At 57.9% G+C, this 13,403-nt stretch carries 13 protein-coding genes and 1 pseudogene; 5 read left to right on the top strand and 9 right to left on the bottom strand.

Features of this window, described 5'->3' with window-relative positions:
• From ABRZ28_RS21050 to ygbI, 8 genes and pseudogenes are all read right to left on the bottom strand, one after another.
• On the bottom strand, window positions 1–1,651 hold a 1,651-nt coding region (locus tag ABRZ28_RS21050), incomplete at its 3' end, for a T6SS phospholipase effector Tle1-like catalytic domain-containing protein (protein WP_330521428.1).
• Window positions 1,639–2,139 (bottom strand): Tli1a family immunity protein, encoded by a 501-nt coding sequence (gene tli1a, locus ABRZ28_RS21045; RefSeq protein WP_442878737.1) that lies wholly within the window; start codon window positions 2,137–2,139, stop codon window positions 1,639–1,641. The genes ABRZ28_RS21050 and tli1a (ABRZ28_RS21045), both read right to left, overlap by 13 nt.
• Window positions 2,136–2,261 (bottom strand): hypothetical protein, encoded by a 126-nt coding sequence (locus tag ABRZ28_RS21040; RefSeq protein WP_330521427.1) that lies wholly within the window; start codon window positions 2,259–2,261, stop codon window positions 2,136–2,138. The genes tli1a (ABRZ28_RS21045) and ABRZ28_RS21040 overlap by 4 nt, the downstream gene beginning before the upstream one ends.
• The gene (gene tli1a, locus ABRZ28_RS21035; RefSeq protein ID WP_319606135.1) at window positions 2,249–2,752 is read right to left on the bottom strand and encodes a Tli1a family immunity protein; all 504 of its coding nucleotides are present in this window, start codon (window positions 2,750–2,752) and stop codon (window positions 2,249–2,251) included. Before tli1a (ABRZ28_RS21035) ends, ABRZ28_RS21040 begins: the two co-directional genes overlap by 13 nt.
• 108 nt (window positions 2,753–2,860) lie before the next feature.
• Entirely contained in the window at window positions 2,861–3,361 is a 501-nt protein-coding gene (gene tli1a, locus ABRZ28_RS21030; protein WP_330521426.1) for a Tli1a family immunity protein, read from the bottom strand.
• Between the two features lie 424 nt (window positions 3,362–3,785).
• Entirely contained in the window at window positions 3,786–4,973 is a 1,188-nt protein-coding gene (locus ABRZ28_RS21025; RefSeq protein ID WP_319606132.1) for an aminotransferase-like domain-containing protein, read from the bottom strand.
• Between the two features lie 53 nt (window positions 4,974–5,026).
• Window positions 5,027–5,215, bottom strand: a pseudogene (locus tag ABRZ28_RS21020) (branched-chain amino acid ABC transporter ATP-binding protein); the annotation flags it as partial.
• A 74-nt stretch (window positions 5,216–5,289) separates the two neighbouring features.
• Window positions 5,290–6,051 (bottom strand): DNA-binding transcriptional repressor YgbI, encoded by a 762-nt coding sequence (ygbI, locus tag ABRZ28_RS21015; RefSeq protein ID WP_319606131.1) that lies wholly within the window; start codon window positions 6,049–6,051, stop codon window positions 5,290–5,292.
• Between the two features lie 435 nt (window positions 6,052–6,486).
• On the opposite strand from ygbI, the gene otnK reads away from it, so the two are divergent.
• The 5 genes from otnK to ABRZ28_RS20990 all read left to right on the top strand — a co-directional run bounded on the left by otnK (window position 6,487) and on the right by ABRZ28_RS20990 (window position 12,508).
• Window positions 6,487–7,755, top strand: a complete 1,269-nt coding sequence (gene otnK / locus ABRZ28_RS21010) for a 3-oxo-tetronate kinase (protein ID WP_330521424.1) — start codon at window positions 6,487–6,489, stop codon at window positions 7,753–7,755.
• Window positions 7,752–8,375 carry a 3-oxo-tetronate 4-phosphate decarboxylase gene (otnC, locus tag ABRZ28_RS21005; protein WP_330521423.1) on the top strand — a complete coding sequence of 208 codons (624 nt, stop codon included), beginning with the start codon at window positions 7,752–7,754 and terminating at the stop codon, window positions 8,373–8,375. Before otnK ends, otnC begins: the two co-directional genes overlap by 4 nt.
• A gap of 350 nt (window positions 8,376–8,725) precedes the next feature.
• On the top strand, window positions 8,726–10,027 hold the full coding sequence (locus ABRZ28_RS21000; RefSeq protein ID WP_319606128.1) for an MFS transporter: 1,302 nt from the start codon (window positions 8,726–8,728) through the stop codon (window positions 10,025–10,027).
• 54 nt (window positions 10,028–10,081) lie between these two features.
• Complete coding sequence (locus tag ABRZ28_RS20995; protein WP_330521421.1) at window positions 10,082–10,996, top strand: amidohydrolase family protein; 915 nt, start codon at window positions 10,082–10,084, stop codon at window positions 10,994–10,996.
• Between the two features lie 108 nt (window positions 10,997–11,104).
• Window positions 11,105–12,508, top strand: a complete 1,404-nt coding sequence (locus ABRZ28_RS20990) for an NAD(P)H-dependent oxidoreductase (protein ID WP_319606126.1) — start codon at window positions 11,105–11,107, stop codon at window positions 12,506–12,508.
• Window positions 12,509–12,698: 190 nt separating this feature from the next.
• Here ABRZ28_RS20990 and livF read toward each other — a convergent pair whose 3' ends face one another.
• Window positions 12,699–13,400, bottom strand: a complete 702-nt coding sequence (livF, locus tag ABRZ28_RS20985) for a high-affinity branched-chain amino acid ABC transporter ATP-binding protein LivF (RefSeq protein WP_319606125.1) — start codon at window positions 13,398–13,400, stop codon at window positions 12,699–12,701.
• Window positions 13,401–13,403 lie beyond the last annotated feature (3 nt).

Below are 13,403 nucleotides of genomic sequence, written 5' to 3'. Positions count from 1 at the left end.
GCGCCCGCTCCGCGCTTTTCTGCCTTTCATCGCGCGCCGCTTCCGCCGCCTTCCGGCTGCCGGCGTTGGCGTGGCTATCGGTGGCCGCCCGGTAAAACGCGCAGTTCAGCGCCGACCCTCTGGCATAACGGTCTATCCGCCAGGCGGTCAGCCAGGCCATCTGGTTTGCTATCAGCGCCTCCAGCGCCAGCCCGGCCCGGCCGGGCTGGTAATGGCCGTTATCGCTCTCCTCCCCGGCCGGCTGCGCCGATGGGGACAGTCCCAGCGTCGCCTCGCGCCAGGCGTTAAAGCGGTGGATTAAATCCGGGGCCAGAGTGAACTCTTTACCTATATCGATTGACATACTTCGCCAGCTATCCAGCGCCAGATGCCGGGGCAGGGCTTCTTTCGGCACTTTGAGCGGCGCGCCGGCGGCGAAGGCCGTCGCATACAGTTCGTGCAGCGCAATCTGCGACAGCAACGATCCATCATCAACATCAATCCCCTTGCCCTGGTCGCCGGGCGGGTAGCCGCCGCCGATATCCGAATGCATGCCGGGGTAGATCACCTCCACGCTGTTGCGCGGGTACTGCCCGTTGCCGCGCCGTAGCGAATCGAGCGGAAAACACAGCCGCTGCTCGTGCGACGCCACCAGATGTACGCACTGCTTAACCAGCCCGCCGAAACGCGCGTCGTCCGGCAACGCCTGCGTCCCGTCAGCCCAGGCCATATGCCCGGCGGCGAACGGCGCAATGTTCGCCACCCCCACCGACGCCACCGTATCCAGCAGCCCGAGAAACTCCACGCTGACCGGCAGGCGGCAGGCCGGGTTGCTGCCCTGCAACACCTGGGCCGGCACGCCGTCCGCCTTATCCGGCTTAGGGAACAGCTCGGTCAGCCAGTTGACGAAGGTCCGGGCCTGCGCCGCGCCGCGTGAAAAACCGTACACGTACAGTTTCATGCCCATCAGCTTTGCCTTGCCCCGGCCGGTCGGGTTCATCGCCTGCCAGATGTTGTTCTGCAACCTGTTGAAGTACCGATAGAAGGTCTCATAGCGGTTATGCGCGCCGCCCAGCCCCAGCGCCGCCCAGGAAGTGGCCATGTCCCCGACGGCCGCCAGCGATGCCGTGTCTTCCAGTTTGCCCAGTTTCAGCGCGCGCATCAGTGCGTCAATGAGTCGCAACAGTCCCCAGTTGATACGGTTTTCCCCGCCGCTGGCGGTCGCCAGTCCCAGGTTGCTGTAATCCAGTTCGCCGATTTCCGGGAACGGCGTACCCACGCCGGGCATATAGAACTTGAAGTAGGTCTCGCTCCCGGCAGGCGGCACATCCAGCAGCGCGTTCTCCAGCGCCGCGCCGCCGGCGTGTCCGCTGCCGATGGCGGCGCGGAACAGGCGGGCGATATTGCTGGGATGCGGATGTTCATCCACATAGACGTCGTTATGCAGGTTGTTGCCGGTGCCGTCAAAGAACAGGCTGACGTGCAGCGTCTTGCAGCAGGGGCGCCACACCCGTTTGCCGGCGGCCAGACAGCACTCGTCATAGTAACGTTGCTCCAGGCTGTTCTGCCGGCGTTCGTTCATCGCCACCGGATAGGGATGGTTGGGCAACCGCCCGTTGAGTGGAAAGGCCGGCGGCAGCCAGGCGGTATCCTGCGGTTTTATTTTGGACATGATTTCGGCTCCGGCATTCTTATCGGCTCTTTGATCGGGTAGTCGGGGTGGCCGTACACCATGCAACTGGTAGTAACCTTCACCTCATCGCAGGGCAGAAAATGCACCGTGATGCCGCAGGTTTTGCCCTCCTCATAGCGCGGCAGCGGCACCACCTTGCTGTGCCGGCGTTTCTGGTCGTCCATTTTCTTTTGCCAGGCCAGATATTTAGCCCTGTCGGCGAAGCCGGGAAAGCCAATCATATCCGCCACCCCGGTTTCCCAGTCGACCCGCACCGTCATGCCCGGCCGCCACCGTGCCGGGGCGCGGTAACAGCAACCGCCGCCGCCGCCCTGATAGGCGCCGACGCTGTCGATGCCCGATATGCCGTCCACGCTGAAGCGGTTGATTGCCCAGTGGGTATGGTTGATCAGATCGAGCGTACCCGCCTGAGCGGCGGCCGACAGCAGCAGGCCGCACAGCGCCAGGGGGATTAACGGTATTTTCAAGATATAAACTCCTTTTTACGGTATTGGTTCATCACCACCGGATAAGGATGGTCGGGTAACCGCCCGTTGAGTGGAAAGGCCGGCGGCAGCCAGGCGGTATCCTGCGGTTTTATTTTGGGCATGATTTCGGCTCCGGCATTCTTATCGGCTCTTTGATCGGGTAGTCGGGGTGGCCGTACATCATGCAACTGGTAGTGACCTTCACCTCATCGCAGGGCAGAAAATGCACCGTAATGCCGCAGGTTTTGCCCTCCTCATAGCGCGGCAGCGGCACCACCTTGCTGTACTGGCGTCGCCGGGATTTCAGCCTCTTTTCCCAGGCCAGATAGTTATCCCAGTCAGCAAAGCCGGGAAAGGGGTCATTATCAACTCCCCCGCCGGTTTCCCAGTCGACCCGCACCGTCATGCCCGGCCGCCACCGCATCGGGGCGCGGTAACAACAACCGCCGCCGCCGCCCTGATAGGGGCCGACGCTGTCGATGCCCGGAATGCCGTCCACGCTGAAGCGGTTGATATCCCGGTGGGTGTGGTTGATCAGATCGAGCGTACCCGCCTGAGCGGCGGCCGACAGCAGCAGGCTGCACAGCGCCAGGGGGATTAACGGTATTTTCAAGATATAAACTCCTTTTTACGGTATTGGTTCATCGCCACCGGATAGGGATGGTCGGGTAACCGGCCATTGAGCGGAAAGGCCGGCGGCAGCAGGCGGTATCCTGCGGTTTTATTTTGGACATGATTTCGGCTCCGGCATTCTTATCGGTTCTTTGATCGGGTAGTCGGGGTGGCCGTACACCATGCAACTGGTGGTAACTTTCACCTCATCGCAGGGCAGAAAATGCACCGTAATGCCGCAGGTTTTGCCCTCTTCATAGCGCGGCAGCGGCACCACCTTGCTGTGCCGGCGTTTCTGAGCATTGATTTTTTGTTTCCAGGCCTGATAGCTATCCCAGTCGGCAAAGCCGGGAAAACCTTTCATGCTTGCCACCCCGGTTTCCCAGTCGACCCGCACCGTCATGCCCGGCCGCCACCGTGCCGGGGCGCGGTAACAGCAACCGCCGCCGCCGCCCTGATAGGCGCCGACGCTGTCGATGCCCGATATGCCGTCCACGCTGAAGCGGTTGATTGCCCAGTGGGTATGGTTGATCAGATCGAGCGTACCCGCCTGAGCGGCGGCCGACAGCAGCAGGCCGGCCGCCAACAGCAGGGTGAAACTTTTTCTCATTGTGTTTTCCCTGACCGAACTGCCAGCGTGGCCGAGGGTGGAGGGAGACCGTTGATAGCGGGCGAGCGCGGTGGTTAAAAAAGAAAAAGGTGTGGGTGTCGCGTAATGATGCTCCATGCGGTTTCCTGTTTCATGTCCATTTAGAAACTAAAGGCGCGTATTATGCCGAAAATATGATCAGATCGGCAAGGTTTTTTAATGAGGGATTTGTTTAAATATGATTAAAAATCAAATTGTTATTATCGTTAATAATATTATTTTTTATTATTTCAGAATGAAGCGTGGGATGAGATAAATACGTTTCCATTTTGCCTGACGATAAGGCGGTTTGTGGCGACAGACTGCGTGAGAATAGAGCAGGGGAGTTTGGTCAGCGGATTTTGGGTAGCGAATTCAGGCCGCTGGCGCGGCCTTTACGTGAGGATTACAGCGCCCTGCGCAGCCTTGCGACGGCTTCGTGCATTTGCTCTTCCGTTGCGGTCGCATAGGAGAAGCGCAGCGTCGAATAGTCCGGCGTGTCCGGGAAAAAGAATTCGCCCGGCACAAACACCACGCCGTGATCCAGCGTCTGTTGCAGCCATTGCGTGGTATTAAACGGCTGACGGAATCTGGCCCACAGGAACATACCGCCCTTCGGCTGGTTGAACGTCATCACGTCGCCTAACTCTTTAGCGATCAGAGCGGACAACTGTTCGCTCTTTTCCTTGTAGGAATAGCGGATTTTTTCGATTTGCGCGTCCAAACGCCCCAATCCCAGATAGCATTCCACGATGCTCTGCGACAGCGCGCTGGCGTGCAGATCGGCCGCCTGCTTGATGATGGCGACTTTATGCAGCAGCCAGTCCGGCATGATCGCCCAGCCAAGACGTAAGCCCGGCGCGAGGATCTTTGAGAAGGTCGAGGTATAGAGCACATGTTCGGCATTGCCCAGCTCTTCCTGAGCCAGTTGGAACAGCGTCGGGTGGCGCTCTTCGGTAAAACGCAGTTCGCCGTACGGATCGTCTTCGATGATGACGAAACCATAGCGTTCCGCCAGCTTAATCAGCTGTTTGCGCCGTTCATAACTCAGGGTGACGCCGCTGGGATTGCCAAAGTTCGGTACGATATACACGCCTTTGATGCGCTGTTTGCGCAGCAGCGCTTCCAGATCGTCGACCACCATGCCGTTTTCGTCCGAGTCGACGGACATCACCTGCGCCTGCGCCAGCTCGAGCGTTTGCAATGCGGCAAGGTAGGTCGGACGTTCAACGACAAAGACATCGCCCGGATCGATCATCGCGCGCATGATCAGATCCAGCGCCTGCTGTGAACCCGCCGTGACCACGATGTCTTCCGCGCGGGTTTTTATCCCGCGAATCGCGCACAGGTCGGCGATGCGCTCGCGTAAGATCGGGCTGCCTTCAGTTAATCCATATTGGAAAGCGGTTTTTGGCTGTTCGGTAATGGCTAATTGTGTTGCCTGATTCAGACCGTCGAAGTCGAACAGCTTGTCTGACGGTATTCCCCCGGCCAGCGAAATGATGTTATCCATCTTGCTGTGCTTAAGCAGCTCTCGAATAGCGGAGCTTTTCAACTTGGCGATACGCTGCGCCAATAAACCTTCGGTTGCCATTTTAATTTTGCCTTCATCAGAACGACAGGCCGGATACGCCGGCCTGAATTCGGTTAGCCGCCCAGATAAGCGGAACGAACCGCCTCATTTGCGAGTAATGCCGCGCCGCTGTCTTCCAGTACAACGTGACCACTTTCAAGCACATAGCCGCGGTCTGCCAGACGTAGCGGCTGGTTCGCGTTTTGCTCCACGAGGAAAATGGTCATGCCCTCTTCACGCAGTTGCTGGATAGTATCAAAAATTGCGAAAATAGCGCCAGAGCGCTGTTCTGTGCCGCCATTTGCCAAATAAGATTTCAATAGAAAGGATGCCCTCTTTACCTGCCCACCAACACCTCCACGCCCATTTTCCCCAACGCATCTTTTGCCGCAGTCGGCAGGGCGTCGTCGGTAATAATGCTGTCTAAGACCGTTAGCGGGGTGATCAGATGGGTGGCGATGCGGCCGTATTTTGAGGTGTCGCAGAGCAGAATTCGTTTGCTGCTGGCTTCGACCACTGCGCGTTTGACCGCGACTTTGTCTTCACTTGGCGTGGACAGGCCGCGCAGGCTCCACGATGAGGCAGAGATAAAGGCGATATCGATAAACAGGTTACGCAACGCCTGCGCGGTGGCTTCGCCGACGCAGGAGCGGTTTTCCCGACACAGCGTGCCGCCGGTGTGGATCATGCGGCACTGGCAGGATTCAATAATAAAAGCGGCAATCACAAAATCGTTGGTCACGATCAATAAGTCATCCCGCTCGGCCAGGTGGCGCGCCAGCGACAGCGTTGTGGTTCCCGCATCCAGATAGATACAGCTGTTGGGCGGGATCAGCCGGGCCGCCAACTGGCCTATCGCCTCTTTTTGCTGGCTGAACATCACGGATTTATCCTGATGCGACGGTTCGATCGTCAGCCGTTCCGGCGAGCGCACGCCGCCAGAGACGCTGAGTAACAGGCCGTCCTGCTCCAATTTTTGCACATCCCGCCGCACGGTCATATGCGATACCCCGAGCCGCTCGGTCAGTTCCGTGATGCTTACCACGCCGCGCTCGGCGATCAGCGCGAGAATCTGTTGATGACGTTCTACTGGAATCATCCCTGCTCCTATCCTGATCTGATAAATATTGTGATGACGCGCGTATTTATGGACGATTCTTATCATAAATTCACGTCATAAACCACGTCGCGCTTAATGTTTCAACACTCTTCCGTAAAGTGTAAAAACATAACACATTGATTTAAATGTAAATAATGGGTTGTGTTTCTCATGAACGTTTGTGGATAGTGATTTTATTTGCGTGATGTTAATTTATGTGATTTTGGTCACCACCAATGGCAATTAAAGGGATTACATTTAACACCACAGAACAAATAATCACTAAAATTAACAACGCAACGTTGATGAAAAATCTGCCGAGGATGCCGTAGCCGTTATCAGTCATGGAGCCACAGGCTTTGACCGTGAGGATAACAGCGTCGTCATCAAAGTTTTCAGCGACATCACGCTGCCGGAAAAATGGGAGGAGGCCTAATGTTACTCGGAGTCATCGCCGACGATTTCACCGGCGCAACCGACATCGCCGGTTTTCTGGTCGGGAACGGGCTATCCACCGTGCAACTTAATGGTGTGCCGCCGCAGGATTACCGTGTGGACGCCCAGGCCGCCGTCATTAGCTTGAAGTCGCGCTCCTGTCCGGCCGAACAGGCCGTCGTCGATTCGCTCAATGCGCTGGCCTGGCTTCAGAGCCAGGGTTGCCGCCAGTTCTATTTCAAATACTGTTCGACCTTCGACAGCACCGCGCAGGGCAATATCGGCCCGGTGACCGATGCGTTGCTGGACGCACTGGGGGAAACGCAGACCGTTATTTCCCCGGCTTTACCGGTTAACGGCCGCACCGTCTACCAGGGCTATCTGTTCGTGATGGATCGGCTGCTGTCGGAGTCGGGCATGCGCGACCATCCGTTGACCCCGATGACCGACAGCTATCTGCCGCGCCTGATGGAGCGGCAAGCCGAAGGGACGTGCGGCGTTATCGCGGCGGACGTCATGGATAGGGGCGCGGAGGCGGTGACGGCGCGGCTGGAGGCGCTACGGCGACGAGGCGTTCGCTATGCGGTGCTGGATGCGCTTAGCGCGCGGCACTTACTGGTTCAGGGTGAGGCGCTGCGCGGGATGAGGCTGGTCACCGGCGGCTCCGGCCTGGCCATCGGGCTGGCGCGGCAGTGGACGACGCGCGATGCGCAACAGGACGCGCAGGCCGCCGGCGCGCCGCAGGGGGGGCCGGCGATCGTATTGTCCGGTTCCTGTTCCGTGATGACCAACAGGCAGGTCGCCCGCTATCTGCATCAGGCTTCCGGCCGGGCCATCGACGTCGAGCGCTGCATGGCGGGAGACGACGCCCTGGCCGGCTACGCCAGTGAACTGTGCGACTGGGTGCGACAGCACAGTGGAGAGGAACTGGCCCCCATGCTGTATGCCACCGCCGAACCGGAGACTCTCGGCCGTATCCAGCAGCGCTGGGGGGCGCAGTCCAGCAGCCAGGCGGTGGAGGCGCTTTTCTCTTCCGTCGCTCGACAACTGCGGGAGGACGGCTTCCGGCGTTTCATCGTCGCCGGAGGAGAAACTGCCAGCATCGTGGTGCAGACGTTAGGGATCCGCGCCTTCCATATCGGCCCCTCCATCTCTCCCGGCGTACCCTGGGTGAGATCGACCGATGCCCCCCTTTCGCTGGCGCTGAAATCCGGCAACTTCGGGGATGAAAACTTTTTCGCCAGAGCGCAGCAGGAATTCGCCGTATGAATGAAGTTCAAGCACGAGAAGAAATGGTCAGACTGGGAGCCTCTTTTTTTCAGCGCGGGTATGCCACCGGCTCGGCCGGGAATCTTTCCCTGCTGCTGGAGGACGGGGCGCTGCTGGCAACGCCGACGGGTTCCTGCCTGGGAGAACTCTCCGCCGACCGGCTGGCGAAGGTTGATCCGGCGGGCGCATTGATCTCCGGCGACAGTCCCTCCAAGGAAATCAGCTTCCATCTGGCCCTCTATCGCAATAATCCGCAGTGTCGGGCCGTGGTACACCTGCATAGCGCCTATTCGACCGCGCTCTCTTGTCTGGAGGGACTGGATCCGCGCAACGCGATCAGACCCTTCACCCCTTATGTGGTGATGCGAATGGGACAAGTGCCGGTCGTTCCCTATTTTCGCCCCGGCGACAAACGGCTGGGTGAAGAATTGGCCAGGCTGGCGCCCGACCACAACGCCTTTCTTCTGGCCAATCACGGCCCGGTCGTGACCGGGCGGAGCCTGCGCGCCGCTGCGGACAATATGGAGGAGCTGGAAGAAACCGCCAAACTGATTTTCATTCTGGGCGACCGCCGGATCCGCTATCTGACCGATGCGGAAATTGCCGAATTAAGGAGCTAAACATGCCTACGTTCACCATAAATCTATCCACGATGTTTTACCGAGGCGCCGTTCCTTAACCTCTTCAAAGCCGTCGCCGACGCGGGTTTCCGGGCGAAGATCCTGGAGGGCGTTACACGCAATAGAAAATGCCGTCTATGGCGCTTCTACCGTACGCCAGCCGAATAGAGCAACTTTTAAAGCGGACGACTCCTGAGATACCCGCTTCAGCATTGACGGCAAACGTTACTTTCGCCAACACCGGGCAGCGACAAGCCATGTCGCGGCATGGCTTGCTCTTGCTACAGCATTCGACGTTTAAATGCCGCAGCGCCTTTAAATGGGAAAAAGATAAATTTCCGGAGGTTGTTATGTCTGTGGACTCGAAAACTCCAGACGTCGGCAACAGCAAATCTCTACTGCTGACGACCAGATGGCGCTTTATTATCATGCTGTTCATCTTGTACACCATCAACTGCATCGACCGCATCGCTTTGTCTGTCGGCATGCCGCTGATCGCGCAAGAGTTCTCGTTAAGCGGGAAAATGCAGGGACTGATCCTCAGCGCCTTTTTCTGGGCATATTGCCTTTGCCAGATCCCCGGAGGAAAGGCTGCGGACCGGTGGGGCGGAAGACTGGTCATCGGCGTGGCGACAGTGATATGGGGGGCGTTCCAGTGCCTTTCCGCCGTTGCCGTCAACGGCCTGTTCCTTTTGCTGACCCGCGTGGGGCTTGGCGCGTTTGAAGCGCCTTTCATGCCGTCGGCCAGTAAGCTCACCGCCAGTTGGCTTCCCTCCCGGGAGAGAGGCCGGGGCATTACCCTCATTGACAGCGGCGCTCCTTTCGGTTCCGCCGTGGGCGGCTTGCTGGTCGCCTCTCTCATCGCCTTTTTCAGCTCGTGGCGTATCGCATTTTTCCTGATCGGGGTGTTGACCATCGTTGCCGGGATCGTGGTCTATCTCTACGCCCGCGACACGCCTCATGAACACAAGAGCATGGGTAAAAACGAGCTTGCTTTCATTGACGAACAGAAACGGCTCGCAGGGGAAGAGCAGGCGCAGAATACCAATATGGCGCTGTCCAAAAGAACCCTGGTAGCAATGGTTATCGGCCGTATCGGCTGGGCAATGGTATTTTTCGGCTTGGTTACATGGGGGCCGAGCTACCTTGCCAACGGACGGGGAATGGACCTCAGGGCCATGGGGTACGCCACTTTCATCATTTTCCTGTGTGGCGCGATTGGCGAAGTGGTCAGCGGATACCTTGTGGATATGCTCCAGCGCGTGCTCCCGCGTAATGCCGCCTGCAAGCTGCTTTTCGGGATTTCCGGCGCCATGGCCCTGGTTTGCCTGTTGGCATTGCCTTTCATCAGCGACAGTACTACGGCGGTAATCGTTCTAGCCATCGGCGTCTTTTTCCATCTTTGGGGCGGATTGTACTGGATTATTCCGGCCATGCTTTCCCCCGCGAATAAAATCGGTTTGGTCGGCGGGGTAATGAACTTCGCCGGAACGTCCAGCGGCATATTCGTCCCCATTATCGTGGGTTTCCTAGTGGACATGACCGGCGGCTACACCGCTGCGCTGTACTTTTTCGCCGCTTGCGCCTTTGCATACCTCCTGGGCTCCCTTTGTATTAATTTCGGCGCCTCCAGCCCGAAAACCGCGGGCTAGAACTTATCCGCGCGCTGTTCGCATAAAGAACGGCGCACATTAAGGAGAATCACCATGGCTGAAAAAAATATCTGGACCGGGCCGGTGGTTGACGCACACCACCATTTTTGGGATCTCGAGAAGCATCTGTATCCGTGGCTGACGAAAGACATCATGGTGCCGCATCGTTACGGGGATTACAGCGCAATAAAGAAAACGTACCTGATGAGCGATTATTTCGACGATATCGTCGGGCAAAACGTGGTCACATCCGTTTACTGCGAAGCGGAATATGACCCGCAGGCCCCGCTCAAGGAAACACACTACGTACACCAGGTCGCACGTGATTTCGGCTATCCGGGCGCTATGGTCGCGCAGGCATGGCTTGATGCGGACGATGCCGCAAGCCTGCTCGCGGAGCAGGCGGCATATCCTCTTGTCCGGAGTGTCCGCCATAAACCGGGCGGCCCTTCCACACCGGCGGAACAGGGCAGAAGCCTGATGTCGTCTGACAAATGGCTGCGCGGCTATTCCGAATTGGAGAAATACGGTCTCCATTTCGATTTGCAGGCCAACTGGTGGGTTTTGCCGGAAGCCGCGGAACTTGCCGCCAATTTCCCGCATACCCTCGTTATCGTAAACCACACGGGCGTGCCGGGGCGAAGCGAGGAAGCTCTTTTGGGATGGCGCGCCAATATGGAAAAGCTGGCCGCCAGACCCAATACCGCCGTGAAGATTTCCGGCCTTTGCGAGGCGAACAAACCCTGGACGGTTGAAAGTAACCGCCGGATCGTGAAAGACGTCATTAGCATGTTCGGCGCAGACCGCTGCATGTTGGGCAGCAATTTCCCGGTGGACGGCATGGTAACGACATTCGCCACGATTTTTGACGGTTACAGGGCGATTCTGGCGGATCTGTCGGAAAAAGAGCAGGGCGCGGTCTTTCACCAAACCGCTGAAAGGATCTACCGCCCGCAGCGCCTGCAATAGCCGGGTTGCCGATAAACCGTGAACGACGGCTGTACGGGAATGGATTTCCGCCGCTCGTCTTTGGAAAAATGATTATTAAACAGATGAATATACTCAGGAGAGCGCTCGATGCATTATCAATCATTATTCAAACGGCCTGCGAATGATGCGGTGCGCGCCTGTCTTATGGGCGCAGGCGAATTCGGCGCATCATACATTTTCCAGGCGCAAACCATGCCGCACATGGAAGTGAAAGCGGTATGCACCCGTACTGTGCAGCGTGCGGTTGACGCATATGTTTCCGCAGGCATTCCCACAAGCAAGGTGAAGGTTTGCAACACGGCGGAAGAGGCGAAAAAAGCGTACGAGGAGGGATTTTTCGTTGTCGTCGAGGCCTTTGATGCGATTGCGGATCTCCCTCTCGAAGTGTTGGTGGAAAGCAGCGGCCAGCCGGAGGTCAGCGCCGCTGCGGCCGAACTCGCCATTGAGAAAGGCATGCATGTGGTAATGGTTTCCAAAGAGACGGATTCCGTTGTCGGTTCAATCCTCGCTCAGAAAGCCCAGTCCAGGGGGCTGGTCTATACGACGGGAGATGGCGACCAACCCAGCATGCTGATCGGCCTTATTAGTTGGGGACGCGCGCTGGGTCTTACCATTGTCGGCGCGGGAAAGGCCAGCGAGTACGATTTCGTGTACGACCCCGTATCAAAAATGCTTGCGTGTGAAGGGCAGCAGCAGCTCTTTGCCTGCTCCGGCATGGATGATTTATGGAATCTGGGCGAGCGGAACGCCGGGGATATTGCCGAAGCCCGCGGCGCTATACTCAGTACCCTCACCTTTCATTCCATTCCTGATCTTTGCGAAATGGTCGTTGTGGCGAACGCAACCGGCATGAAACCGAACAAACCCGCGTTCAGCGCTCCCGCCGCGCGCATGGGGGAAATGCCTGACTTTTTTTGCCCCAAAAAAGACGGCGGCCTGCTTGATGCCCCCGGGACACTGGATATCTTCAACTGCCTGCGCCGCCCCGATGAAATCAGCATGGCCGGCGGCGAGTTTATCATTGTGGCGTGTACGGACCAAAAGACATGGAATGTCCTGGGCGCCAAGGGACACCCTGTTAGCCGGAACGGAAAGTATGCGGCGGTTTATATCCCCCGACACCTGCTCGGCGTGGAAACCGGCACGTCGGTGCTTGCTGCGGCTATCATGGGACATGCGACGGGCGGAGACAGCCTTCGCCCTGTTTGCGATTTATACGGCCGAGCCACACAGAATCTCAAAAAGGGTACGGTGTTGAAGATGGGCGGGCATCACCACACCATTGACGGAGTGGACGGCTTCATCGGTGATGCTGAGGCTATTGACGCCGGGAATTTAGTACCGTTCTATCTCTTTAGCAATACAAGTCTGGCGCGCGATGTCGCCGCGGGGGAAGTTATCCGGATGGAAGACGTGAATATCCCTGCAAACTCCGTACTCCTGCGCCTTCGCAAAGAGCAGGACAGGGTCTTCGGACTGACAAAAGAATAGTGCGGGAATAGCGCGTGTTCGCGGTGGAATAGTTGGTTTATCTTGCAGCGAGACGCCTGTAGGCAAATCCGTTTTTCAGAAGGCTGAGCCGCCCCGCCGACGAGCAAAATTACGTCTGATAATTTGTTCGTCGGCGAGGCGGATAAAGCAACATGCCTATCGGCAGTCTGCCGGGGCGAGCGGGCGGGAATCAACCGCCCAGATAAGCGGAACGGACCGCCTCATTTGCGAGTAATGCCGCGCCGCTGTCTTCCAGTACAACGTGGCCATTTTCAAGCACATAACCGCGGTCGGCCAGACGTAGCGCCTGGTTCGCGTTTTGCTCCACGAGGAAAATGGTCATGCCCTCTTCACGCAGTTGCTGGATAGTATCAAAAATTTGCAAAATGATGATCGGCGCGAGTCCTAACGAGGGCTCATCAAGCAGCAATAAGCGCGGCTGGCTCATCAACGCGCGGCCGATGGCCAGCATCTGCTGCTCGCCGCCGGACATGGTGCCGGAACGCTGGGCGCGTCGCTCATACAGGCGGGGAAACAGATCGTAAACCCGTTCGATCCGCTGCTGATATTGGCTGCGGTCGGCAAAGAATCCGCCCATGGCCAGATTTTCTTCCACCGTCATGCGGGAAAACACGCGGCGGCCTTCCGGCACGATGGCGATCGCCTCACGCATAATGTGCGCGGTCTGCCAATGGGTGATGTCTTTCCCGTCAAAGATGATGGTGCCTTCCGTCGCGCGCGGGTCGCCGCACAGCGTACCCAGCAGCGTGGTTTTTCCGGCGCCGTTGGCGCCGATAAGCGTAACGATCTCGCCCTGTTCGATATGCAGACTAACCTGATGCAGCGCCTGAATTTTCCCGTAGTGGGCCGAGACCTGATTTAATGACAGCATAAA

The organism is Brenneria sp. g21c3, assembly GCF_040240345.1.
GTDB lineage: Bacteria > Pseudomonadota > Gammaproteobacteria > Enterobacterales > Enterobacteriaceae > Brenneria.
Note: the sequence above shows the minus strand (reverse complement) of the source record. Positions and strands in the feature narration are given on the sequence as shown.

Excerpts from the sequence above, each read along its gene's own strand:
- ABRZ28_RS21040 (WP_330521427.1), bottom strand. The coding sequence starts at position 2,261 with ATGCCCAAAATAAAACCGCAGGATACCGCCTGGCTGCCGCCGGCCTTT.
- tli1a (WP_330521426.1), bottom strand. The coding sequence starts at position 3,361 with ATGAGAAAAAGTTTCACCCTGCTGTTGGCGGCCGGCCTGCTGCTGTCG.
- ABRZ28_RS21025 (WP_319606132.1), bottom strand. The coding sequence starts at position 4,973 with ATGGCAACCGAAGGTTTATTGGCGCAGCGTATCGCCAAGTTGAAAAGC.
- ygbI (WP_319606131.1), bottom strand. The coding sequence starts at position 6,051 with ATGATTCCAGTAGAACGTCATCAACAGATTCTCGCGCTGATCGCCGAG.
- otnK (WP_330521424.1), top strand. The coding sequence starts at position 6,487 with ATGTTACTCGGAGTCATCGCCGACGATTTCACCGGCGCAACCGACATC.
- otnC (WP_330521423.1), top strand. The coding sequence starts at position 7,752 with ATGAATGAAGTTCAAGCACGAGAAGAAATGGTCAGACTGGGAGCCTCT.
- ABRZ28_RS21000 (WP_319606128.1), top strand. The coding sequence starts at position 8,726 with ATGTCTGTGGACTCGAAAACTCCAGACGTCGGCAACAGCAAATCTCTA.
- ABRZ28_RS20995 (WP_330521421.1), top strand. The coding sequence starts at position 10,082 with ATGGCTGAAAAAAATATCTGGACCGGGCCGGTGGTTGACGCACACCAC.
- ABRZ28_RS20990 (WP_319606126.1), top strand. The coding sequence starts at position 11,105 with ATGCATTATCAATCATTATTCAAACGGCCTGCGAATGATGCGGTGCGC.
- livF (WP_319606125.1), bottom strand. The coding sequence starts at position 13,400 with ATGCTGTCATTAAATCAGGTCTCGGCCCACTACGGGAAAATTCAGGCG.